Annotated in this window: 23 protein-coding genes; 15 read left to right on the top strand and 8 right to left on the bottom strand. The window is 45.4% G+C overall.

The features are described 5' to 3' along the window. Positions 1-528: 528 nt before the first annotated feature. Positions 529-1233: a triacylglycerol lipase gene (locus HRE53_RS25635; protein ID WP_212665943.1), complete on the bottom strand. Its 705-nt coding sequence runs from the start codon at positions 1231-1233 to the stop codon at positions 529-531. Beyond that, positions 1234-1515 carry a PepSY domain-containing protein gene (locus tag HRE53_RS25630; RefSeq protein WP_212666247.1) on the bottom strand — a complete coding sequence of 94 codons (282 nt, stop codon included), beginning with the start codon at positions 1513-1515 and terminating at the stop codon, positions 1234-1236. A gap of 764 nt (positions 1516-2279) precedes the next feature. Here HRE53_RS25630 and HRE53_RS25625 point away from each other — a divergent pair. From HRE53_RS25625 to HRE53_RS25615, 3 genes are read left to right on the top strand one after another with little or no spacing between them, the layout of a single operon-like run. Continuing rightward, positions 2280-2525 carry a hypothetical protein gene (locus tag HRE53_RS25625; RefSeq protein ID WP_212665942.1) on the top strand — a complete coding sequence of 82 codons (246 nt, stop codon included), beginning with the start codon at positions 2280-2282 and terminating at the stop codon, positions 2523-2525. Positions 2526-2573: 48 nt separating this feature from the next. Then, on the top strand, positions 2574-3269 hold the full coding sequence (gene tmk / locus HRE53_RS25620) for a dTMP kinase (RefSeq protein WP_235108478.1): 696 nt from the start codon (positions 2574-2576) through the stop codon (positions 3267-3269). Next, positions 3257-4189, top strand: coding sequence for a DNA polymerase III subunit delta' (locus tag HRE53_RS25615; protein WP_235108477.1), 933 nt, complete (start codon positions 3257-3259; stop codon positions 4187-4189). The genes tmk and HRE53_RS25615 overlap by 13 nt, the downstream gene beginning before the upstream one ends. A gap of 63 nt (positions 4190-4252) precedes the next feature. On the opposite strand, the gene HRE53_RS25610 is transcribed toward HRE53_RS25615, so the two are convergent. From HRE53_RS25610 to HRE53_RS25600, 3 genes are all read right to left on the bottom strand, one after another. Then, the gene (locus tag HRE53_RS25610; protein WP_235108476.1) at positions 4253-5935 is read right to left on the bottom strand and encodes a hypothetical protein; all 1683 of its coding nucleotides are present in this window, start codon (positions 5933-5935) and stop codon (positions 4253-4255) included. Next, entirely contained in the window at positions 5936-6889 is a 954-nt protein-coding gene (locus HRE53_RS25605; protein ID WP_235108475.1) for an ABC transporter ATP-binding protein, read from the bottom strand. It lies immediately after the preceding gene. Positions 6890-7095: 206 nt separating this feature from the next. Beyond that, positions 7096-9183, bottom strand: a complete 2088-nt coding sequence (locus HRE53_RS25600) for a plasmid pRiA4b ORF-3 family protein (protein WP_235108474.1) — start codon at positions 9181-9183, stop codon at positions 7096-7098. A 438-nt stretch (positions 9184-9621) separates the two neighbouring features. Here HRE53_RS25600 and HRE53_RS25595 point away from each other — a divergent pair, with 438 nt between their 5' ends. The 6 genes from HRE53_RS25595 to cydB all read left to right on the top strand — a co-directional run bounded on the left by HRE53_RS25595 (position 9622) and on the right by cydB (position 15365). Beyond that, complete coding sequence (locus HRE53_RS25595; RefSeq protein WP_212665934.1) at positions 9622-9924, top strand: hypothetical protein; 303 nt, start codon at positions 9622-9624, stop codon at positions 9922-9924. A gap of 88 nt (positions 9925-10012) precedes the next feature. Further along, complete coding sequence (locus HRE53_RS25590; protein WP_235108473.1) at positions 10013-10219, top strand: DUF2862 domain-containing protein; 207 nt, start codon at positions 10013-10015, stop codon at positions 10217-10219. A gap of 34 nt (positions 10220-10253) precedes the next feature. Next, positions 10254-11354, top strand: coding sequence for an ArsA family ATPase (locus HRE53_RS25585; RefSeq protein ID WP_212665933.1), 1101 nt, complete (start codon positions 10254-10256; stop codon positions 11352-11354). A 502-nt stretch (positions 11355-11856) separates the two neighbouring features. After that, positions 11857-12756, top strand: coding sequence for a hypothetical protein (locus HRE53_RS25580; RefSeq protein ID WP_235108472.1), 900 nt, complete (start codon positions 11857-11859; stop codon positions 12754-12756). A gap of 139 nt (positions 12757-12895) precedes the next feature. Then, on the top strand, positions 12896-14338 hold the full coding sequence (locus tag HRE53_RS25575) for a cytochrome ubiquinol oxidase subunit I (RefSeq protein WP_235108471.1): 1443 nt from the start codon (positions 12896-12898) through the stop codon (positions 14336-14338). A 10-nt stretch (positions 14339-14348) separates the two neighbouring features. Next, positions 14349-15365 (top strand): cytochrome d ubiquinol oxidase subunit II, encoded by a 1017-nt coding sequence (gene cydB / locus HRE53_RS25570; protein ID WP_235108470.1) that lies wholly within the window; start codon positions 14349-14351, stop codon positions 15363-15365. A 10-nt stretch (positions 15366-15375) separates the two neighbouring features. Here the strand turns inward: cydB and HRE53_RS25565 are convergent, their stop codons facing one another. Further along, positions 15376-16527 (bottom strand): sorbosone dehydrogenase family protein, encoded by a 1152-nt coding sequence (locus HRE53_RS25565; protein ID WP_235108469.1) that lies wholly within the window; start codon positions 16525-16527, stop codon positions 15376-15378. A 390-nt stretch (positions 16528-16917) separates the two neighbouring features. Then, positions 16918-17250, bottom strand: a complete 333-nt coding sequence (locus tag HRE53_RS25560) for a hypothetical protein (protein ID WP_235108468.1) — start codon at positions 17248-17250, stop codon at positions 16918-16920. A 348-nt stretch (positions 17251-17598) separates the two neighbouring features. On the opposite strand from HRE53_RS25560, the gene HRE53_RS25555 reads away from it, so the two are divergent. From HRE53_RS25555 to HRE53_RS25530, 6 genes are all read left to right on the top strand, one after another. Continuing rightward, positions 17599-18777, top strand: coding sequence for a transaldolase (locus HRE53_RS25555; RefSeq protein WP_235108467.1), 1179 nt, complete (start codon positions 17599-17601; stop codon positions 18775-18777). Positions 18778-19527: 750 nt separating this feature from the next. After that, positions 19528-20208 carry a hypothetical protein gene (locus HRE53_RS25550; RefSeq protein WP_235108466.1) on the top strand — a complete coding sequence of 227 codons (681 nt, stop codon included), beginning with the start codon at positions 19528-19530 and terminating at the stop codon, positions 20206-20208. A 59-nt stretch (positions 20209-20267) separates the two neighbouring features. Continuing rightward, positions 20268-20468 (top strand): hypothetical protein, encoded by a 201-nt coding sequence (locus HRE53_RS25545; RefSeq protein WP_235108465.1) that lies wholly within the window; start codon positions 20268-20270, stop codon positions 20466-20468. A gap of 359 nt (positions 20469-20827) precedes the next feature. Further along, positions 20828-21772 (top strand): bifunctional 2-polyprenyl-6-hydroxyphenol methylase/3-demethylubiquinol 3-O-methyltransferase UbiG, encoded by a 945-nt coding sequence (locus tag HRE53_RS25540; protein WP_235108464.1) that lies wholly within the window; start codon positions 20828-20830, stop codon positions 21770-21772. Between the two features lie 653 nt (positions 21773-22425). Continuing rightward, entirely contained in the window at positions 22426-23877 is a 1452-nt protein-coding gene (locus HRE53_RS25535; protein ID WP_235108463.1) for an NAD(P)/FAD-dependent oxidoreductase, read from the top strand. 184 nt (positions 23878-24061) lie between these two features. Beyond that, a complete protein-coding gene (locus HRE53_RS25530) occupies positions 24062-24526 on the top strand; it encodes a peroxiredoxin (RefSeq protein ID WP_235108462.1) in 465 nt (154 codons plus the stop codon). Between the two features lie 45 nt (positions 24527-24571). On the opposite strand, the gene HRE53_RS25525 is transcribed toward HRE53_RS25530, so the two are convergent. Further along, the gene (locus HRE53_RS25525; protein ID WP_235108461.1) at positions 24572-25159 is read right to left on the bottom strand and encodes a Crp/Fnr family transcriptional regulator; all 588 of its coding nucleotides are present in this window, start codon (positions 25157-25159) and stop codon (positions 24572-24574) included. Between the last annotated feature and the right edge of the window lie 17 nt (positions 25160-25176).

Raw genomic sequence — 25176 nt, 5'->3', positions numbered from 1 at the left:
CGTGAAGGTTTAAGGCTACCCTCACAACTTCCTCATGATTGCAACCTAAAGTAAGCACATAACAGCATCATTCTTTCCAGCAATAATTTCCACAAAGCTTATGACTGACTGTCCATGCTGCTCGAATACATTGCTACGACAAATCCACTTTGATAGAGTTAGCTGGTTCTGTCCCCATTGTTGGATAGAAGTCCCTTCTACAAAATCAGATCAATATCTGACTCAAAAAAAGCGTTCAAAACATCAAGTTATTCATTGGCCTTTGACTTTGTCAAAGTTCTATTTACGCAGATCTAAGAGATTAAGTTTTACCCGTTAAGTCTATCCTCAATTTTTGAGTCCCTAGATAGAAAATAGAGACTTCTATGAAAATCATCAGTGGCCGATTAGCTCTTGCCTCAATGGGGTTAATCGGCCAGCTACCGATTAGATTTGGGCGAGATTTTCTGTTCATGGCTTCAAGGAGATTGTCCCCAGAACTTAGAGCAATAAGGGATGCCATTGCGTAGGTAGGACTCTATTGACAGGTCATGCCAAATAAGAACTCCAACCTTTAATCACCTCTGGTGATCCGTACCATTGATAGTCTGTATTTCTAGGAACAGCTTGGGTTGGATGCGGCGAATGCCACACCTGATCGATGGTTAGATTGAGGGCACCCGATAGATGGGCAGACATGATTGGAGTGACCCCATCGCCCCAGCATTCACCTTCACCACAAGTGACCTTATAACTGCTATAGGTAAACCACTGCCCCAATCGCCAACTACGCTGGCCATAAAGGGCTTTACCCGCAACGCATACGTATTGCACTTCAGGATGAAAAGCACCAGGGTAGTTATCATTCACGAAATTGAGGTTGCGTTGGGTCCATGATTCTTGGCTGGTGTGTGGGGTTCCCAGACTAATCAGGGTATGCACTTTAGGCTGAGCTTGCCAAACCTGATCACAATAAGGTTCTGCCCCCATATAGATCCGAGAGATCCACCCCCCTGCAGAATGGCCGACGATATTGACTTGAGGGGCTTGGGTGCGTCCAAGAACTTCATGAACAGTACGATCTAGCTGTTCCAAAATAGGTGAGATGGGACGTCCACCCAGGGTGGGAAACCAGTCTTTACGCTGTAGAGGAACGATAGTCGTGTCTGTGCCTAAAACCTTGAGTTGCTGTTGGAGATCTAGATAGTCTGTTGCCGAAGCCAGATACCCCGGCAGGATGACGGTGGGTCGCATTTATGAACGTTTTCTTCGAGGAGTTTGCAGCCACATAGTGATGCCGGTGACTGCCAGCATCAGCAGGGCAAAGGTATTGATAAAAGGATAAATGACTTCTAGCTTGAGGGGGCCAAAGTTTCCTTTATGGATATCGAGTAGCCAAAAGAAATCACTATTGGCTTTATTCAGATTGGCGACTTGATAAAGAGAGCCACTTAGAGAGGTAAGGATAAGGGGCAGGAACCATATGGGTGCAATTCGAGCATGAAGTCGTCGTATTTGGGCTTTATTTATAGCCATTGGGGCATTCAAGTTGAGTGTACTCATTTATTGTGACACTCACTGTCTAAGGTGGGGATCGATTCTCCCCCTTAGTCCCCAGTCAGTTACTGAAGATGGCCAGACGGGCAGGAAGCCCCGATGCCCTCAGAATTAGATATTGCGAATGCTCAAAGCCCTCCTGAATCGAGCCTGTGACTCTGGGACATCTTGAAAGACTTATTAGCCCAGGGCAATCGTCTGAACTTTTACATAACCTTCAAAAGGTTTACGCTTGTTAAGCTAACTTCTCGTTACTTAATTTAAATTAGAAGATTTTCTCTGGAAACAAGTTGAGACATCGTCGTATTCTCTCTCAACTCACTGTGTACCCATTGTTACGACTATTCCATTGGGTGGGGAAGGACTCACCCATCCTATCCATTTAGGCAGATAAATCTAGACAACAGCAGGTTCCTCTATCTGCGTCTACCTATTAAATAGTGACGGTAGAGATTTAATAAGCTATCTTGGATGAGCTAAATACAATTGTTCATTGTTTTGAGTTGTCGCGGGGAAATGCAACTGATCGCCATTGATCTCTATCTTTAGCTATTTGCCGTAGCTAAGTTCAAGAGAGGCGCAGGTTGCTGTCACTCAAAATAAACATCAACTGATACATAGGTCATTCTCCGATTGTTTTTTCAATTTGGAATGAGGATTGACTGGAATTTCCATGTCTTCTCAAGTTTGAATGTTGACCTAATGGTGTGGGGGGAACTTTACCGCATCGTAGGAGAAGCTACATGGATTGTAGGGTCAATTTGACCAATCGAGATATCAATAACATTATTGCTGTGCTGTATTTACAAACTTATTTAGAAGATGAAGATGCCCTGGCCCTGATTGACAAACTTAATGATGAACTAGATGCCTGTATTACTGAACAGAGTGGAAGCAGGGTCGAACACTCACCGGAGTATGTTCAAGCGAGACAACAGCTGACACGACAGCTTTATTTTCAGCATCGTCACCCTGAATCGGATGCTTAAAGTCAATTTCCGGTGCAAGATAGAGAGCATGACTTCAATGGCTGATGCATGCTTGGTAAATTTATTGTTTTTGAAGGTGGCGAAGGGGCGGGGAAAACCACTCAGCTCAACTTGGTAAATGAGTGGTTGTCATGGAGCGGCTGGACCAACCGGATTAAGGCGCATATTCAGGGTGATTACTCCCCCGTTCTGACGACCCGAGAACCGGGGGGAACGATTTTAGGGAAAGGAATCCGCAAGTTGTTGTTGGATGTGACGGCGACCGGGAATGAGGCCATTGATGAAAGGGCTGAGTTATTGCTGTTTGCCGCGGATCGAGCTCAACATGTGTCAAGTTGTCTGCTGCCACATTTACAACATGGGTCTTTGGTATTGTGCGATCGCTATACGGATTCCACCATTGCCTATCAGGGATATGGTCGGGCATTAGACCTAACATTAATTCACCAGCTCAATCAAATTGCCACCCAAGGCTTGGAGAGTGACCTCACCTTTTGGTTAGATATAGATGCCGAATCTGGGCTAGCCCGAACCCATAACCGGGAACAGGATCCAGAGATTGAATCCGATCGCATGGAAGCTAATGAGATTTCTTTTCACCAAAGATTACGGCAAGGGTTTACAGACTTATCTCGCCAATATGCAGAGCGGATTGTTCGAATTGAAGCTCAGCAGCCCAATACTGTGGTGGCCCAGCAGATTCAAGAGAGTTTCGAGCCATACCTCCAAAAATGGTATCCCTAATGTTTACAGGGATTATTGGCCAGTCGGCGGCGATTGAATATTTGAGTCGGGCAATCTCAACCCAGCGAGTCGCCCCTGCTTATTTGTTTGCTGGACCGGAAGGGATTGGACGGAGCCTCGTTGCCGAACAGTTTCTAAGTCTGCTTTTAGATCCGGAACAAACGGATCGGCGCAGTCTCAAAAATCATCCTGATAGCCTGTGGATTGCTCCCACCTATAAACATAAGAATAAATTGCTGACGGTGGCTCAAATGCAGGAACAAGACATTTCTCTGCCTAGAAGTCACCCACAAATTCGCTTGGCCCAAATTCGAGATATGACTCAGTTTCTGAGCCAATCCCCGTTGGAGGCATCCCGATTGGCCGTAGTGCTTGAAGGGGCGGAAACTATGAATGAGGCCGCTGCTAATGCTCTGCTGAAAAGCTTAGAAGAGCCTGGCAATGCCACGTTAGTTTTATTGGCACCTAATATTGACGCTTTGATACCGACGTTGGTATCGCGTTGTCAGCGCATTCCATTTTGCCGCCTGAATCCAGAGCAAATGGCACAGGTGTTGAAACAGGCTGGATATACGGAAGTTTTGGATCATCCTCAATTGATCGAGATGGCCCAGGGAAGTCCTGGGGGTGCGATCTCACATTGGCATCAGCAAGACTCTATTTCACCAGATCTCTTGCAGGCAGATTTGGAGACTCTCAACACGCCTCTGGCCTGTCTGGGGCTAGCTCAAAAAATTGATCAAGCTTTGGACCTCCCTTCTCAACTGTGGCTCCTAGACTACTATCAACAGGTATACTGGCGCACCTATGGTAATTCGGCCTTGGTCCATCAGTTTGAGAAAGCGAAGGAACAGCTACGTCACTATGCCCAATCCCGCTTAGTCTGGGAAGTAACCTTGTTAGCTTTAGCAGAACAATAGAATTTACAAACCAAAGGGTAACGAACTCCCGGACCAGTGAGGGATAAGCGTTAAACTTTAGCCTTACTCAACATAGACGTCACCTCGAAGAAGTTGCTGGGACGTTGACTCCCCCAGTTGGGTCAGCTTTCGGTTCTGTAACCAGCTCAAACCTGCGACCAAACCCACGTGGATTCCAAATATCGGCAGTGTGCTGAAGGCTGGAATTTTTTCGATGCCAGCTATGGCAAAAGGGGTGAATAAAATCAAACTCTCCCACGCTTGTCCAGGATTAATTCCCAACATAGCGAGTACAAAAGTTGGCAGAATAGTGGGTCCCAACAACGTTGCCATTACCCACAAGTTGCGATTAGAGATGGGCCGCAACAACATCACCTGATTGAATAGAGTGAAAATCAATATCAAGGTGGAATTGAACAAGAGTGCAGCAATGCCGACTCTAGAGTCATTTTCGGGTAAAAATAACATCCAAAGTAGGATCGGAAGACCTGCAATGCCTAGATTGATGGCAATTGCAATCCAAGTTGGACTATTATCGGCCCAAACTAAATCATGGAAGCGTTGTGTCTTGCCCTTCGTGGATGGATAATTTCTTCGAAACCGAGCCCAATCTTCTAGATTCTGATGGTGAGGGAGTAACAATACAACCATCAACAGAAACCATAAAAAATGAGTGAGGATAACGGCGGTCATCATATTCGATGGAGAGTTGTTTCCAGAATTGAATGAAAATCCCAACAAGCAGACAAAGAAGCAGGCGGTTGCCCAATAGCTTTGCTTTTTGCTGAGGAGGGAAATCGTGGGGTTGTTAAAGCGGCGTTGTAGAGGTCGCCATAACCACCAAGTCCATAGACCGAAATGGGCCAATGCAAATAACCCTACCCCCACGACACTTCTGCCGATGGGCACTAAAAACCATTGCCAGTCCGCTACCCGATGGGAATATAAAGGGAGGTTCACACCCGTCAGAGTAGGCATTATATCCCGATAAATAAGGGGGAAAATCACTGAAGGCGATAGAGTATATAGCCAGTCAATAGAACTGTTTGTTAAAGCAGTTTGTTTAAGAGACAGCAGGAGTAAAAAAATACCTGCACTCCATAACCAAGCTTGTAAGCCGTTTAGCCAGTTGCTGGCAAGCCCCATTAATAAAGCCAGGCTGTAATAGAAACAACAGCTAGCCAACAGAAGAATATCAAAGCCTAATATTCTGATGGCCGGAATTTCAGCAGCTAACCCTGTCATATAGTGAAGTGGCAGTGCGAAGAGGACAGCCAAGTAAATCAAGAAGGGAGCGCCGAGCATTTTTCCCAGCAAGATGGTGCGGGCTGTTTGGGGGCTGAGGCTAATAAATGTCAGGGTTCCGTGGCGATCTTCCCTTGATAGATCACTGATCAGTAAAAAAGTGCCGCCTACGATCAGGCCAAACATCAGAAAAATACAGCTCCAGGAAAAGACTCGTAACCACCATCCTTGCCAATTCACTAACAGAAATTGTTCTGGGCTGACTTGGAAACAGTCCACGCCTGTTTTCCGATATTCAGCGGTTTCACAGTTCCCCCACCGATAATCTAAAGTCCGATATTGCCAGAATAGAAACAGTCCTTGAGCGACCAAAGACAAAAATACCGTCAACAACACACTGCGTAATTTTAAGCGACCTTGGATCTCCCGCATCAGTTGCGGATTCCAGTCACCCAGGGTTTCTATTCCTCTATTCACGAGGGAAGATTGAGCCTTGCCCATTTATGACACCTGCTTATGGTCTAGTTTTTCGAGAAAGATGGTTTCTAAATCTTCTTGAATGCACTGAAAGTTATAGATGGGAAGATCGGCTTCCAGGAGCGATCGCAATAATGCAGCGGCATCCGCTTGATTCCCTTGGAATTGAGCTTTGATCTGTTGGGTTGTTGGATCTACCTGCCAACTCTCTATATGAGGGCATTGCCCCAACAGTTGTTCCACGGGCTGCCAATCCCCCAGGGTGGCAATCTGAACTTGCTGCTGGCTTAACGTTTCGTAGAGCTGCTGCAGCGAGGTCTTCTCCACCAAATAACCCAGTTCCATAATCCCAACAGAGGTACAGAGCTCTGCTAAATCGCTGAGGATATGGGAGGAAATAATGATGGTCATGCCTGCTTCTCGCAGTACATTGATCAATTCCCGAAACTGAACTCTAGCGAGGGGATCTAAACCAGAGACGGGTTCGTCTAGCAGCAGCAAAACAGGTTCGTGGATAATCGTACGAGCTAGGCCCAAACGCTGCTTCATTCCCCACGATAAACTGGCGACGGAACTCCGACGCTTGTGGGTCAATTGCACCAGCTCCAACACGTCAAACAAACGTTGGCGACGGCGAGGCTGGCGTAACTCATATAGATGAGCAAAGTAATGGAGATATTCCCATACCGTCAGATCTTCATAGAGGGGAAAATCATCGGGTAAATAACCGATTAGGCGTTTGAGATGGGCGTTGGTTTGATTACGTTCTAATAACTGTCCCCGAATATAGATATCGCCAAGGGTGGGCTGTTCTGCCGTTGCCAACATCCGAATTAGGGTCGTCTTTCCAGCACCGTTGGGACCAATGAGTCCAAATACTTCCCCTGAGCCAATTTCTAAATCTAGGTCATTGACTGCAACGTGGCGACCAAATCGCTTCGTCAATCCCTGGGTGCGTACTGCTATATCAGAGGACATATTGATCTCAAACCATTCCGTAGGGTGATCTTAATCATCCTGGGTAGAATTATTTGTGATCCAAGTACATCAGCAGTGTGAGGGTGATCCCAATAAGCCCATTTCAGGAGCTAAGGAGGAGCGAAACAGATGGAGGTGCACCCTCTCTGCCTGAAGCTTTGATAAATATGCACCAACAAATGAGTTTTAAGTCACTCAATCATCGACTACCAATCTTCATCAGAGCCTGGGTATTGTTTGGGTGGTTCCCCATGCACCTCCAAAATTTCACCCACAGGTGCTTTTTTCTTTTTCTTTTTGGTGCGGGTACTCTGAATTTGATCGGGGTTTGGCTCAATCATTTCCAGTTGAACCTGAAACGTCCAACAATCCCCAAAATCAAAAAGATATTCCATTATGCTGCCTTCTGAAAGGGGCAGGCTACCAATTTTGACTGCATCCGTATGAAGAGGTTCTTCATCTGAGAAGAATCCGCCTTTAGCAAAGGGATGCAGTACTTCTACTTTTCGCCCCATTTCATTGGCATAGGTAAAGGAATCCAGATGATCGGAATCAAACTCCACCGAAGACAGGATATAAGCACTGAGATCTTCTAAAGTAGCGTCTCCAGAGATGGCGATCCGTCGCCATATTTTGCCTAAACTAACTTTAAAGATATGGCGATCGGGTCGGAAGTCTGAACTAGGCAAGACCAGCGTTTTCTGCCATTTTGGGAAATAGGGCTGTAATGCGTCTTGTAATTCACCATAGGGGACGGATGGATCCACCCCAGAAGGCCAAGTCATATTGTTTTCTAGAAAGGCATTTTTGACCAAATTTAAAACAGGCGTTCCCAAGGATAATGCTTCAATACTTTTAATCCGCCATCCCTTCCCAACATCAGGTTTGCCTGTCGTGATATTGACTAGGCCGAACATCTCCATTAGCGCTAAATTGTGGATTCCAGGATAGAAGCTAAAAGAATCCTGAGCCGTTCTTTTCTGGTTATAGGTATGCTTTTTCTTCTCAACAATCTTGTGCCAGCTTTGTATGCAGCGATTCCCCTCGGTGAGATATCCCATTCGGTCTTCACCTAACATTTCTCCATGGCCACGGATTAACCAAGCTTCGAGAAGCGTACAGTAGCGTTCTGTTGGATTGAATTGTTGCCAGAGGTCATAAACTGGCGGATTCAGAACCAGAAATTGTTTTTTCCCTTTCGCCACTATTTTGACGATACCCGTTGCTCTCAGCAGCAAATACAGCCCATGAATCGGAGGATAGGATTTTTGAGCCGGACGTTTCAGATCAATGTCTATGGGAGTACTCAACTGCTGGTTCAATTCAGCTAGGTCTTTCATGGAAATTTGCTGTCTTTTGCCACTGACAGTCCGCCCTTCTGGGCCAATGAACGCTAGTAGGGTCTGGAAGTCTTTGAGGAGGGGGCCAGGTTGAGTTTCACTAATGGTGAGTGCTTCAAGTAGCGTAATATCTTGTTCTGACAAGGAGAAGTCTTCATCTAGGGGCGAGCCCATCAAATCAGTTCTGAGGGATCGGAGAAAATCTCCAGGTCCTTGCTTGGCGGTTGGGGCATTGGCATCTAGCAGATCTGCCATCTGATCGGCCGCATCCATGATTTTGCCAAGCAGCTCTGCAGGATTGACCTGCTCTCCCTCTTCCGGTAGTTCAACCCCCATTAAGTCTAGAAACTGCTTCACATCTGGCGGAGGAGCTGTCATGGGGACAGTCGGTTCAGCAGGAATGAGGGGGTTATTTTGAGGATCCGCTTTAATTCGCTGATTGTATTCAGCTTGGAAGGCCTCGACATCTGATTGGCTCGACATGTCAAAGCCTGCCTCCATCCCCTGCATCATAAAGTTTTTGGCAATGCCGCCTCGGGTTGAGTCAAACATCCAGTCTTGGAACTTGTCTTGGATCGAGGTGAGGTATTTTGCGATCGCACCTGCACTACGGAATTTATACTCCTGCTTTAGAAACGTCCAAAAGGCCACTAGCTCTGGAATCGCATCCTCTGCTTCGCTGGGGTCTAGTAGGGTAAGCTTGCGGGGAAGAATATTCGCCATGACAAGCTGGGCATCCCCTTTGCTCATCTTTGCTAGGGTAAATTCGCCGTAGGTAAAGGCCATTTCTATAAAAGTGCCGATCCAAAAGCCTCCAGTTGGATAGGCTTGGGTATGGGCCTTTCCTACTTCTGATTCGATGAATTCACGAATCACACCGTTAATGTAGTCGTCTAATAATGGTTCAGCCCCGTCATAATCCAGGCCGTCAAGCTGGCGAATATCAAAAGTCACGATTCAGATCCTCAGAGCAGATATCTCTGAGGGTACCTACTGGTTCGTTTCTCTTCAAGACGTTGGGATTATTTCTGGTTATCCCTCCCTCTGATGCAGTTGATCAACCTGGCTATGGTTCTATCGTTTGGACGAATGGGGGCATTACTGAAGTAGTTGTTTTGCTTGTATGGCATGAGCTGTGATTGCTAGCCCTAACCCAGCTGATAAACAATCATAATTTCTTTGGCATCAGCAATACATGATGTGCTGAAGATGCCATGAATATAGAGAAATTGCCGTGATCTCAGTCTATCGAGCGGTGTGATTGAAGCGCTGTCTTATTTAAAAGCGATGCACTATGGTTTGAGGTATGTTGCGTATCTTTCTAGATGTGAACTGACAAGACTTAAAGACAGTAATCTAGAACACATTTTTTTGCCAGCGGGGGTTTTCAGGATGTTTAGCCAATTGCATTCTCTAGAGGTTGACCAGCCACATCGATCTTCTCATGTGCCACCTTATCCAAAGGATTCAACGGCAGTTTCTGCTCCAATTCTGGACCGTAATACGGGTTGGCGAGGAGTTTGGCAACAAGCCTCTCAAGGTCTAGCGCAACGCTCACAACTTAGCATTGAGAAAAAAAGTAATCTTAAGGGAGAAACCTGGTGGCAGGTTAGCGATCCGTGTTCAGGCAAGGCATTTTATGCTCAAACTTTGAATGAAGCGATTCATTGGATCGAAGTCCAACGACTTGGGTAATAACCTTCACACGATAGGGATTTACCACATTTTTTCTTAACAATAGGCTTAAATCCTTACGGTATAAAGACCTCAAGCCTGCTAGACTATGGATTGGTCCGTTTTCTTGCAGAGGTATCAAGTGATGAAGTTAGGTCAGAAGGTTCGCGTTTGCCAAATTCGCGATCGATTTTCTAGTGCCCTCAACGATAAAGTCGGTGAAATGGGTACGATTCAAGATTTCAAAATGACGGATGGTAGTGGTGTTGGTGTCGTCGTCGCCTTCAGTGACAAAACCAGTAGCTGGTTTTTTTGAAGAAGAGCTAGAGACAGGTCGACGGTAACTCTGAATGGCATTTCTTCTGACTTTCTTAGGAAAAGGCGGCACGGGGCGAACGACGGTTGCGATCGCAGCGGCAAAACAATTCGCTGAACAGGGATATCGGGTCTTATTGGCCAGCCAGAATCCGGGTCCCGGTTTTGATTTAATGATGGGTGCCACAATTGGCACGGAACCTCAAGAACTCGGCGTCAACTTAAAAGCAGTGCAGCTCCGCAGCACGGTTCTGCTAGAGAAAGCTTGGGAAGATCTCAAGAAACTCGAAGCAGAATATGTTCGCACGCCTTTTTTTAAGACGGTCTTTGGCCAAGAACTTGGCATTCTGCCCGGTATGGATAATGTCCTCGCCCTCAATACTCTGCGTGAGTATGAGGGCAGTGGCAGTTATGACGTCATTATTTATGATGGTCCGGGCGATCTGTCTACGCTTCGCATGATTGGGTCGCCAGAGATCCTGAGTTGGTATGCCCGTCGATTTCGCCAGGTGATTGCTGACTCCGATTTGGGTAAAGCACTCTCTCCCTTTGTCCAGCCCGTCACATCTGCTGTGTTCACCGTTAATTTGGCTGGGGACAATTTTGCTGGACCAACTGAGCAAGCCAATACCGTCTTGGATGATGCCAAGCGGGCGATCTCAGATCCGAATCGAGTTGCAGCTTATTTGGTTACCACTGGGGACGAAGTTGCGATCGCAACTGCTCAATACTATTGGGGCAGTGCCCAGCAAGTGGGATTAAGCATTGGTGGTGTGATTGCCAATCCTGCTAGAACCCCCCTCAATCCCTCAGCTTTGCAATCGGCCTTTGATCCACTCTCTGTAGTAACTCTGCCGGAATACACCGGAGATTGGCAGTCCCTGATGGCGGCCCTACCTGATCTAAAACAAGCCGCCAATGCTCCTAAACCCATCGAAATTGACATTATCCTGGGGCAGGTGAAATTATTTCTGCCCAAATTTGAAAAATCCCAGGTTAAATTAACCCAATATGGTCCTGAAGTGACCATTGAAGCAGGAGACCAACGGCGTAATATCTTCTTACCCCCTGAGCTACGTGGGAAGCCCGTTAAAGCCGCAAAATTTCAAGGTGGATATTTAACGATTACTTTTTAGAGGATATTTGAGAATTCGAGGCTTCCATAAGCCCTCGGTGAGTAGGCTGTTATCGCTACACGATCGCCTTAAAGATTAATAGGTAAGTCATACCCGAGTTACCCTTAGAGCAAGGAAAACGCCTTGAATTCCTCCTACCTGCAGTTCAACGTCGGCAAGGCTCCAGAATAAGCCTTGAGGACCAAGGTTTATTCAAACATCCTCTAAGGCTACTTTTCCCATTTGTTTTAATGATGCTTTGCTCAGAATCGCATTCTTTTTAACTTGGAACTTTATATAAAAGTAATCTTCAACTAGAATAAGATTTCTTTTTTTTAGGGTGACATCAATACTTAATCTTTAATTAACCCAATTTTTTTCCTATCAATTTAGCTTGGGATTTAAATCACATCACCCATCAGCAATATAAGTTACACTAAGGCTTCCACAAAATTCAACTCAGTGGATTGAAATTACTTTTAAGAGAGAGTTTTTAGGGCTACCTACTAAGTTGAGTCTGATTATGAATACTGCTGTGCTTGGACGACTCCAGCAAGTCTTGTTCAAGCTTCGAAAACCAGACTGGTTTCTCATGTATGCCTTAAGCCGCTTCAGCACGATGCGGAAGCTTATTACTCGGCTTTATGGTAGTGCCCAAAGCCAAAAAACGACCAATTCGCTCTTTATTGGCATCGAAGATAGAGTTTCTCTATTTTCCGACCTACACGTTAATACGGTTGTACATGGCATCAAAAAAGATGGGTTTTATGCGGGCATAAATCTTCCATCGACAACGGTTCAGGATATCTTTCAATTTCTTGAAACCATCGACTACTATCCCGACCATGATGGCCCAGCCTATATTCCCCCTAAGGTTGATAATAGCCCTACAGCTCCTAGATTCAATAAGCTCTATTCCAGGGGACGATATCCAGATACATTCCTCGATTGCCCGGCGATTCAGCGCATTATCCATGATCCAAAGCTGTTGAAGATTGCTCAGGGCTATTTAGGTGTGCGACCGATTCATAACGGATCGCGGTTGTGGTGGAGTTATGCCAATGTCCCTCCCTATGATATTGACCATGCAGGGCAGCGTTTTCACTATGATGTGGATGATTTCGGGGCCCTAAGATTTTTCTTTTATCTCACCAAAGTGGATTCTGCCTGTGGCCCCCATATGATTGTGCGGGGCACCCACGATCACAAGCGATTAACGGATAAGATCACCCTGTCGCGCTTTCGCTCCGATCAAGACCTGATCGACTTTTATGGCAAAGAATCCCTGGTGAGCCTAGAAGGAGAGGCAGGGTTTGGGTTTGCGGAAGAACCCCAAGTCTTCCATAAAGGAGCCCAACCCACCTCAGGGGATCGTTTGATTTTATTGATTCGCTATGTGATGCGGGAATGGGTGACGGGATAAGCCCCAGGGAACCGGTTGCTGAATTGCTGAACTGCTAAGTTCTACAAACCGTCTTTGGCAAAGCTTTAGACAGATTTGTTACAAGGGGTGTGGGATGGACCATTAGTCTTTCATTCCTCTCTGTCAACAGGTTGTCCCTATGGATTTTTTGTCTGATACCGTTGTGCTGTCGAGGATGCAGTTTGCCTTGACCGCTATTTTTCATATGCTTTGGCCAGTCTTGTCTACTGGGATGGCCATTTACTTAGTGGTGGTTGAAGGGTTGTGGTTAAAAACCCGAAATCGAGATTATTACCTTCATGCCCGCTTTTGGGCCAAGCTCTATGTTTTGAACTTTGGCATTGGTGTGGCTTCTGGTTTACCCATGGAGTTTCAGTTTGGTACTAACTGGGCACCGTTTTCGGAAGCTGTGGGAGATTTCTTTGGCAGCATTCTAGGCTTTGAAGGGGCAATGGCCTTTATGCTCGAAGCGGGATTTCTGGGAATTATGCTGTTCGGCTGGGATCGAGTGCCGCCTTTGATGCATTGGCTGGCGACGATTATGGTGGCCTTTGGTGCCAATCTATCGACCTTTTGGATCCTGACGGCGAATTCCTGGCTCCAAACCCCAGCGGGTGGAGAATTTATTGAGGGTAAGTTTATTGTCAGCGACTACTTCCAGGCGATTCTGAACCCGTTTATGCTGAATAGCTTTCTGCATATGTTTTTCGCCACCCTGGAAACCTCTTTATTTGTGATTGGGGGCATTAGTGCCTGGTATATTCTCAATCGTCGTCACCCAGAATTCTTTGGACAATCTCTGAAGGTGGTACTGGCCGTTGCCTTAGTCGTTGCCCCCCTCCAGATTTTCATCGGTCACCTGAGCGCTGAGCAGGTCTATCATTACCAGCCATCAAAACTAGCGGCGATGGAAGCCCAGTGGGACACTATTCCTGCTGGATCGTCTCCAGCCTGGAGTCTGGTGGCTTTGCCCAATGATCGGGAAGGACAAAATAAATGGGAAGTCAAAGTCCCCGGTATGCTCAGCTATTTACTGGAGTTGAAGCCCACCTTATCGGAGCCAGTGCAAGGTTTAAACGAATGGGCACCCCAGGATCGCCCCCATATGGTGGGATTGATTTACTATTCCTTTCGAATCATGAGTGGGATTGGCATTTTCTTGGCGGGGTTGATGGGGTTTAGTGTGTGGCGATGGTTACGGGGCAAACTGACAGCGGAGGCTATCGTTGACCAAAAACTGATGCTTTGGGGGTGGTTGCTAGCCGCACCTATGGGCTATGTGGCGGTGGAATGTGGCTGGATTGTTCGCTGTGTCGGACGCCAGCCCTGGACGGTCTATGGTGAGTTGCGCACCGCAGATATGGCAACGCCCCTGCCTGCTCCTGAAGTTTTAACGTCTCTTCTGGGATTTGCAGCCATGTACAGCATGTTATTTGTAGGGGCGCTGTATTTTGGTAGTCGTATTATTCGCAAAGGCCCGAATTTGGAGTTGCCCTTACCCCAATCAGTCAGCAAAGACACTCTTGAGGTTGAACCCATGCAGCATCAGCCTGATCAGCGTCCCGTAGAAACCCAACAGTAGAGGTTCGTCCATGGAAGCATTAGAACAATTTCTGCCCCAGGTTTGGTTTGTGATTCTGGGGTTGTTTCTATTTCTCTACGTCACCCTGGATGGGTTTGATTTAGGAGTAGGGATTTTGTCCCTGACGGCTTCGAATGAAGAAAGTCGCAGTATTTTGATGACCAGTCTGGGCAATATTTGGGATGCTAACGAAACTTGGCTGGTTTTGGTGGGAGGGACATTATTTGGCGCTTTCCCCCTGGCCTATGCCACAGTGCTGCATGCTCTTTATATTCCGGTCAGTGTGATGGTGGGTGGATTAATCCTGCGAGCTGTTGCTTTTGAGTTTCGAGAAAATTCGGTGCGCAGTAAGCAACTGTGGAATGTTGCCTTTGGAGCGGGGAGTTTTATGGCTGCCTTGGGCCAGGGGTTTGCGGTAGGGACTGTGTTTGAGGGGATTGCGGTTGATACAGCAGGCCATTTTGTGGGTGGTGTTTGGGATTGGTTGAGCTGGAAATCGATCCTAGTAGCTCTGACACTGATTCAAGGCTATGTCCTGATCGGTTCCACTTATTTGGTGATGAAAACAACGGGAACGCTGCAACAAACCCATTACAAAACGGCCAAATTAGCAGCGGTGACAACCTTCCTAGGGGCGGTATTTATAACGGTGAGTACGCCTGTGTTTTACGAACAGATGCGCGATCGCATGTTTGATCCGCCTCTGTTTTATTTTTTTGCAGCCATTCCTCTCTTGGGCAGCTTATTTGTGGCTTTGCTATTGCGGAGCCTCGGCAAGGAGCAAGAGCGGATGCCCTTTGTTTGGACCGTGCTGATTTTCTTACTCTCATTTTTGGGCCTGGGCTTGATCATTTTTCCGTATATCATCCCCCCCCAAATCACGATCTATCAGGCCGCTGCCTCACCGAGTGCCTTGGTTTTTATGATTATCTTTATCGGTTTCTTAATCCCGATTATGTTGTTCTACAACATCTATAACTATGTGGTCTTTAGAGGAAAAATCACCCAAGCTCATGAGAGCGATTAATCAATAAACCCTAGCGAGTAATGCGCAGAATCTTATCTCGCTGTGCTGGACACCTACCCCGACCATCACAATTACTCGTCGTGATATACAAATCACCATCAGGCCCCATCACCGCTTCTCTCAAGCGCCCTTGCTGACCCTGCAAGTACACTTCATGGTGCTGCAACTGACCTGTTTGGGGATCAATGACAATACGCTGCAATTGTTCAGCCCGCAGTCCTGCCACCATAAAGCTATCTTTCCACTCTGGAATAGCATCTCCGGTGTATACTGCAGCACCACCAGGGGGCAGGGCCTGACGCCAGGTAAGGGTAGGAGGGACCAATCTAGGTTGGGATTCACATCGATAAACCGTGGGCCAACCCAAATTATCCCCAGCCTGGGCCACGCTGACTTCATCATGCCCTGAGCGTCCTAACTCTCCACTGGGGCCATGATCACTCACCCAAAGGGTAGAAGGATTGATCCAATCAAATCCCTGGGTATTGCGAATCCCCAAAATATAGACTGGATTATCTGAAAAAGGATTATCTGCGGGCACCTGTCCCTCTGGGGTAACCCGCAATATCTTGCCCGCTAAACTGTTGACATCTTGAGACAGGTCAGGATCGCGGGCGTCGCCAGTGCCAATGTAAAGCATCCCGTCCGGGCCAAATCGAATTCGTCCACCGTTATGGAATCGAGCAACGGGGATGTTGTCTACAATGATGCGATCGCGGGTTGCTTTTTGCCCATCTTCTGACAATCGCCAGCGCTCCACTCGATTGACCGATTTCCCTGGCAGGCTGGCTGTGAAATAGATATAGAAAAATCGGTTTTTGGCAAAGTCAGGATGGGTGGCAATCCCCAACAATCCCCCTTCACCCCGATCACTCACTTTAACAGTGGCAATGGGCCGAGGGCGGAGTTTGCCATTTTGAACCAACCTGATTCGCCCGAGCCGCTCCGTTACCAGCATTCCGTTATTCGGCAGAAAGGCAATTCCCCAAGGCACTTCTAGCCCTGTGACAACTTCTTCCACCCTTACCTGCACTTGTCCTGGAGGGCCAAAGCCATTTTCCACCAAGGTACATTGAGCCGATCCTGGCTGGGCGGCCTCTGAAGCTAAAGAGTTTGGCCCCGTTTGTGGTGGGGACGTACAGGCAATCACTCCTAGGGACATCAGCATTATTCCTGGAGTGAAAATTTTTGAGGAATGGATCATGCCAAATGTCATCCTGATTAGAGCACCGTTTTAGTCAAGGATTCAGATCCCATCAAGGACACAACATCAGAATCCTGAAATAGCTTTGGAGCTATAGTTCACATCATACAAAGGTAGCCCTTAGATGACTATGATGCAGCCCTCTGACAGTTTGGTCTGATATCGGTTGGCTGGGTTGATGGATGCCGGATAGATTGACTCAGACCTAAAAATTCTGGGTTATTACGGTTGGTGATGGGCGAGGGGGGAGTGTTGCGATCGCAAATAAGTTGCATAGGTGCGCTGCAAAAGTCTGCCAACATCCGCCCTTCAGAAATTTGGAAACCTAGAGCTGCCTACTGATGAAATTTAGAACTTGGACTGGAAGAATTGATAGCCTGGATCACTGCGGCGTTGATTATTCTGAAGCTCTGACTGCCACTTAAAAGAAGGGTCTGGCTCAGGGGAAGGACGGCGAGCAATTTCTGTACCTTCCAGTTGAGAATTGACTTCTTCAATGAGTTTGGTTGCAGGAGTGAGTTCAACAATTGGCGGGGTTGGTGAAATTGTGATGGGTTCCCCCAAACCCGAAGCAGAAGGGACTGTATTAATAGACTGAGGTGCTGCCCAGACCGGGAGGCTGACAGAACTCATCGCAATCAGAAAACCAAGTGAACCTATAGCAGAGTGAAGAGAGGGCATCGTTAATCCTTCGTTTTGATATCAGAGCTAGACATTAATAAGGAAGGGATTCCACCATCATCGAAATAACTCATCCATCTAGGATTGGAGTGAGGAGTGCATCAACCTTTGAATGTCTATGTTGATTAAGTCATAGGAAACTGAGGTTGAATCCAGAGCCTTCTGAGAATTTTCCAAGATAAGGTTCATATGGCATTAATCCATATCTAGAGTGAGCATTGTGTAATAAGTTAAGTCTGTTATTCACAACTAGATCCGAAATATTGAGCCAATGATTGAATGGATTGATGGCTCTAGTTTTTCGACGCTACATTGTAAAGGCATCACCCATTACTACAGGAATCAGTCATGTCCAAAAGTGCACTAGACCAACTCAAAGCGGTTACAGTTGTCGTTGCTGATACTGGTGATATTCAAGCGATTGAGCAGTTTACGCCTCGTGATGCGACTACCAATCCATCTCTGATCACTGCAGCAGCACAAATGCCCGAGTATCAAGAGATTGTTGATGAAACATTGCTGCAGGCCAAAACAGATGCAGGTTCTGGTGCGACTCATACAGACATTGCCAACTTAGCCTTTGATCGCTTAGCAGTGTCCTTTGGTAAAAAGATTTTGGAAATTGTTCCTCAGCGAGTCTCAACTGAAGTTGATGCTCGGCTGTCCTACGATACAGAGGCCACAATTGCCAAAGGCCGTTACCTCATTTCTGAATATGAAAAAGCGGGAATTAATCGCGAGCGCATCTTGATCAAAATAGCTTCCACTTGGGAAGGTATTAAGGCCGCAGAAGTTTTGGAAAAAGAGGGCATTCACTGCAATCTGACGCTACTGTTCGGTCTCCATCAAGCCATCGCCTGTGCTGAAGCAGGCGTTACCTTAATCTCTCCATTTGTGGGTCGCATTCTGGATTGGTACAAGAATGAGACTGGACAAGAGTATGCTCCTGCCGCAGATCCAGGTGTACAGTCTGTTACAGAGATTTATAACTACTACAAAAAATTTGGATATTCCACTGAAGTTATGGGGGCTAGCTTTCGCAATACTGGCGAGATTCTGGAACTAGCTGGATGCGATCTTCTTACGATTTCACCTAAGCTACTGGCTCAGCTTCAAGACAGTACTGAAGACATGCCCCGAAAGCTCGATCCAATTAAGGTTGCAGGGATGGAGATAGAGAAGATAGCTATCGACCAAACGACCTTCGAAAAAATGCATACAGAAGATCGTATGGCTTCAGAAAAACTAGAAGAAGGTATTAAGGGGTTTAGTAAAGCCCTGGAAACACTAGAACAACTTCTGGTTAACCGATTAGTGCGACTAGAAGCTGACGTTAAAGTCAGTACAGCAACAGCCGATATCTTTCATAGCTACGATCTGGACGGTGATGGCTTTATCACCCGCGAAGAATGGTTAGGTACAGATGCCGTTTTTGATGCCCTTGATCAAGATCATGATGGCAAAATCACCCCTGCAGAAATGGGTTCTGGGTTAGGGGCCATTTTGCAAATGGCAGCGGTTGAATAATCGCAATAGTACAGACTTCTTATAGGAAGGTGAAACCAGCCAATTCGGATGCTAGTGATCAACTCAGGGCTTTGTACCTGGCGACCTGAGAATGGGGCGCTCTAGGTACAAATGCTTTAACCCTCCTGTTATAAAGGAGTTTGCACAGATGATGATATTAGAAATAGCTGCAAAATTTCCAGAACGGATGATGTAAGTTTCTACATCAGTTAAAACAGGGTGGCGCTTAGCTTATAGGATTTCAAGATTTTTTTACCTTGCCAGTATTGGCAAGACTTCATTCTGCATCTCTAAGTATTTTTAAGTTGGCACTGACAGTGAGACCAGTCATTAGATAAGGGTAATTACCAAGCTGATTCGTTGAGTCAGCGGCGCCCTATAATTCAAAGATTTGCAGTCTACTAGCAAAGCTATCAATTCTTCGAAATATTGGGGTAGATAACCTTGTTGTTCTAAATTTACAGTTCTTCTGATCGAGAAGTGATTCCTGGCGTAAAAACTGAAGGAATAAACCTTGTGAGTTGATAAAAGTAAGCTTAATCACATTGTGAAAAAATAAATAGGCGTAAGATCTATATTGATAATCAGAGTGGTTGTACATCAGCTCAGAGCTAACTATACACCCCCAAATAGAGAATCTAGAATTGAGTCGTCAAAATTAAACTGATAGAGTTCACTCTCTTCTTCTAGATTAATTGGCTAGTCACCCTAAGCTTTTATTGCCTATTGCCATAGATACCTTAAAGAGACATGAATAAGTTTTTGATTAGACTGTTTAAGTTTGCTTCTCTGCAATGTCTTGTGCTAGCTGCCATTACGCTCTACTACATTCAGACTCACGATCAGTTGGCTCAAAAACAGTATTTAGCGGCAACCATCGACAAGCATGCTCTTCTCAAGCAGCAAAAAAAGCCAAGAATTATTTTTGTTGGTGGCTCTAACGTTGCATTTGGGATAAATTCCCAGCTTATCGCCAGTAATCTCCAGCGTAGGCCCGTCAATATGGGACTTCATGCTGCACTGGGTCTTGAGTATACCCTCAATGAAGTTGAGGAGGCATTGAGGCCGGGTGATGTTGCTGTCGTTTCATTGGAATATGAAAATTTCTCTAGTCATTTACCTGATATTCCAGAACGTCTGTTTAACACGATTGATAATCGAGTTCAAAACGTAAAGTTTGTTCCCTACTACTATGCACCTGTGCTGTTAGATAAAGGACAGCTTTATTTTGGAGGAGTTATTCGAAATGTTGTTTCTACTCTTACCAAGAATTATGAACTAAATAGCATATATAAACGGAGTAATTTTAACCAAGCTGGGGATATGACAGAAAATACTGGAACTCCGCGAGATATTTCTAAAATTAAGCGTACTTTGGAAGTCACTGATGGATCAATCCAAACTTCTTTAAAAATTATCCAAAAAATTTGATCGAGTGGCAAAAGGAAATGGTGCACGAGTATATTTTTCTTATCCGCCCCTAGCTAAAAATGTATATAAAAAATAATGCTAAGGCTATTGATCAAATTAGTTCAGTGATTGAGAACACTTCTGAACTTGATTTTATCGATACTCCTGAAGAAATGGCATTTCAGGTGAAATATTTTTTTGATAGTGAATACCATCTAAACCAATCTGGCTCTTTGCTTCGGGCGAATCATATTGTCAATCGTTTATCCGAAGAGCTATAGCAGTAATTCGCCTCAGAAAATAAAGTAACTCTGCATTCATTTTATTTCAAATATATGTATTTTTTTTATTTGAACGATCAGATATTTATTGTGACTTAGATTACTTCGTTGTTATTTTTTAGCCGACTAGTATTTATTCTAACGCTCTGGCTTATTCATCAAGTATTGGATTATGAATGCAACTTTAGAAAGACAAATTATTTCTCCTCGATATGAGTTTGATTCCCTTAACCCATATCAACCTTCTGTGTCTAAGACTCAGCAAAATTTCATAGATAAAATAAAAATTAAATATCGACAATAATTCCTATACACTGCAGCATTCTGCCTGTCCTTGCGAAGCTAATGACTCAGAAGATGTGATTGTTTCCGAAATTGATAGATATGGGATTCCACTAACATCTGTTGTATGTAATCGATGTGGAACGGTAAGATTTGATCCCTATTTGGATGAAGAGAGCCTAGCTGACTTCTATACCAACATGTATCGAAAAATGTATGCGATGGATGTTGATGACTCGGAAGATTATGGAGATTATATTGCTAGCCAAAGCAGTTACTCTGAGAAGCTACTCCAATTCATTAGCGACTCCTTAACACCAGCAAGTCGACTTTGTGAAGTGGGTTGCGGAGGGGGCGGTAGCGTCAAGTTTATGCAAGAACGGGGATATGATGCAATCGGCTGTGATTATGATGTTGCAGCATTACAAGCTGGCCGTCGCTTTGGTGTGAAACACCTCTACTATGGCGATCTGAGTGCCCTTCCCGCCGAACAGAAAGATGCAAAGTTTGATTTAATCTACCTACACCATGTCTTTGAGCATCTTGATCAACCGCTCCAGTTCTTGCAAGACATCCGTCAGTATCTCACCCCCAATGGGAAGATCGTTTTGATTGTGCCTGATATCAGTCGTATTGATCAGTTTGGGCATTTGCCTGCCCTTGGTAATTTGTTGATGTATTTACACATTGCCCATAAATACAACTTTTCTGTTGACGGATTGTATCGAATCGCAAATAGAGCAGGATTTTCTGTTGAGAATATGGAATTTGGGAGTTCATCAAAATCTTCTTCTCCTTGGTCAAGTTCTCCAGAGATTTGGATGCAAATTTCTCCTAATATGACTCAGGAGAATACTACTAATCTAGAACCTTCATCCCGGTCTTCTAAGATGTTGAAGTATTTGCAGCGAACTGAAACGCTATTTTCTTTAGGGTTATGTCGTGGTCAAATTGCCTATAAATTATCAGCCCTTGCCTCGCCCAATAAAATAGTAAGTAAGTTAAGGCAAATGATGTCGTAATAATTGCAATTTTTATCGTAATAACCAACCTGGAGAGATTGGCCCGTCTTGCAGTATTTTTGACTCGTTCTTCTCTGTTCTATCACGTGCCTGACCGTATTAAATAGGTAGCTCTCGTCTTCTTTTAGTAATACGGTATAGGTCGGATAGAGAATAGTACGATCGTCTGTAGCAGGCATGTCTGCAAATATAGATTACCTGGCGCTACCGTCTTAAATCTCATGCTTTTTGGGCCAGTTTTGCAATTTACCGAAGCCTACTTTTCACACACCTAGCTCGAAAGGCCTGTCATATTGGTCTGCTGTCAAGGTTGCAAATACAAGGGTACTCCTTATCTGAACAATTCCCATCAGCTTGCGACTCTTGTCTCTTTGTCTTCATCCTTCAGTTCACTAAACGTGGCTAAGCCCCAAACAGAAGGTGTACTTATTTCAACGCAAAATTCGTAGCTGAATTGTAATGGCCTTGTGAAGGCTTACTGTTGGCTAATCTAGAGCCGATAGAATGTTGTTTTGTTCTATCTTTCAACCCTGTACTTGATTCATCCGACGGATGTAAGTTTCGTTGATTGCTGACTGTACTGACTGTACCTACTACACATAAGCTATAAGCAACAGCATTCCAAGCTTACAAGGATTGATTATCTGAGTGTTATGAGTGATGACAATGATTTAAGTGCCCCTCAGCAAATTTATGATGTTTTGATTGTGGGGGCTGGTCCAGTGGGTTTAGCGACTGCGATCGCACTTCTAAAACGAGGCATCACGAATATTCTGGTCATCGATCAAACTCGCGAATTTCGCAGGGTGGGACAAGTCGTTGATCTACTCCCCAATGGCTTGCGAGCCATCAAATATATTGACCCAACTGCTTATGAGCAAATAAAAGCATCCCCGTCTGGCGTTAATAAACCTTCTAGTTCTTCGGTCTCTCAACCCCAGCCAGCTCCTGAAAAACAACGGTGGTGCCAAAGAAATCTACAGGGAGAGATTTTGCGCTCGTTTCCCACGGATTTTCAAAGTTGGTTTGATCACTATGGGGAAGAACGGGTTTCCTTGCCCTGGTTTAATTTGCAAACTGAATTGAGGAATATACTCCCTCCAGAAAAGGTCCTAGCCAAACATCGTTGTGTTTTCATTGAGGACGGTCCTGACTGGGTGCGAGTAGATTCGACCTCGGATGCAGCGGAATCCATAAATCCTTTTGCCCATTGGGAAATGTTGCGTTCCGATCCCCAGCGTTCTACAAGCCCTGAAACAAGTCAAACATCCGTAAGTGGCAGATTTTATGCAAAGTTAGTAGTCGCTGCAGATGGCATTAATTCAACAATGCGCCAAGTCCTGTATGAAAACAAAGGGCTAGAAGAATGGGCAAAACCGCAATATTCTGGTTTTGCTGCAATGGGTTGTTTTCAATTCGAAAATTTACCAAAATCTATTCTCGATAACTTAGAGACTTACTACTTACAAGGAGCAAGGATCGTTACCGTCAAGAATGATTCATCTCAATTTGATTCTCCAGAACAAGAACAAACCCGTATAGTTTTAGTGCGTCTTTCGGAAACTGCAATAGGCTATGCCATTACTAGCCCAATTAACTTGGATGTATTGCAAAAAAGTTCGCCTGAAGAAATTCTCGACTTAGGACTCACTAGTTTAAGAGATGCTGAGTTTCTGCCCATTTTCTCTGAATTTGTGGGGCTTTCAGCTCCTGAAAAAGTGTTTCATCGACCCTATTTTATCCATCCAATCGCAAGCCTAAAGAATGTTCAATCGATTTGGAGTCATGGACGGGCGGTTCTCGTTGGCGATGCAGCCCATGGAATGCCTCCTTTTATGGCTCAAGGGGCTAATCAAGGGCTGGAAGATGCGGCCGTGGTTGGCACATATATGGCTCAGCTGATTCAGGATGATGGTTTGGATGATATGACTGCGATCGAAAATGCATTTCATCAATATGAGCAAATTCGTAGACCTTTAATGGAAAAAGTCCAATCTGCAACGATGACTTGTAATCAATGGTCTCAACCACAATGTGATCAATTTAAAGAGATCCTTCATCGGCGTGAATATCCATCCTCCGTTACCCTTGGAGAGCTGGGGTAGCAAATAGAAGGTCACCCTACAGCCTATGTCCTATCAAAAAAATTAGATCGAGCAGGATAGAGACCATGCCGATTTTATGGAAATGAGAATCACTCAAGGGCACCCTTTAGGTCTTCATAATTGGGATGAGAATTCTCTGATAGCATTGGGAAAAGGACAGAAGTCTTATATTCAAACCAAATCAATGGCAATCAAAGTTGGCAATTCGGTTCCCGATGTATCTCTCCAAAACCAGGCGGGAGAAACGGTTAGCCTCAAAAGCTTGCTAGGGGATAAGATTGTTGTCCTCTACTTTTATCCCAAAGACGACACCCCTGGTTGTACGAAAGAGGCCTGTAGTTTTCGAGATAGCTATACCGTTTTTCAAGAAGCTGGCGCAGAGGTGATTGGCGTCAGTAACGACACCCCTAGCTCTCATCAACAGTTTGCCAATAAATACCAACTCCCTTTTCTCTTATTGAGTGATTCGGCCAACCAAGCTCGCAAGGCCTTTGGGGTTCCCTCTACCTTAGGGCTATTACCTGGCCGTGTGACCTATGTAATTGATACAGACGGCGTTGTCCGCCATATCTTTAATTCGCAGTTGAACTTCCAAGGCCATATTGACGAATCTCTCAAGATCGTCCAATCCTTGACGAAGGGTGCTTGATTGAAACCGCTGCTGGCGAGCAAGACTGAGTTAAAAGCTGGGTCGTTAGGATGGCGTCAGCAGCACAAACTGACGTCGGCGAGACCAAAGTAAAACGCCTTGTTGTTCCAGATCACCAATCAGTCGAGTGGCTGTAACCCTTGTGACATTGGCGGTTTCTGCCAACTCTTGATGGGTGATTGGCAAGGTGGTACAAGTTCCTGCTGGTGTCAAATTGCCGAAACGTTGGGCCAACCATTTGAGTAGGCTTAACAGCCGATCGTCTGCTCGTTTAATGCTGATAATTTTGAGTAAAATCGAGAGTTGCTGAGCATGGCTGAGAATAGCTTCTGGATTGTTCCATTGACTAGAGACTAAGGCAGTCGCTTCAACGGTCCCTAAGGTCTGGATCATATACGGTGTAACGTTTGACAACGGCTGCCCTACAATATCTCCGGTTCCCCAAATTCCCAAGGTGGTGATGTTGCCATTGGAGTCCCAGGTATAGGTGCGCACGAGTCCCCGCGTAATTTGCCACAATTCTTGCGATTCAGACGGTAAAAAGGCTCGATCTGAGAAGAGGGTTGATTGTAAGGCACTAGATTGAGCGTGCATGAACGAAGAAAGGGGAACGGTGGATAGTGAAGAAACCATCGGACAACCAAAGTAAA

It is taken from the genome of Acaryochloris sp. 'Moss Beach' (genome assembly GCF_021497025.1).
Classification (GTDB): Bacteria; Cyanobacteriota; Cyanobacteriia; order Thermosynechococcales; family Thermosynechococcaceae; genus Acaryochloris; species Acaryochloris marina_A.
This window is presented reverse-complemented; position numbering and strand designations above follow the sequence as displayed.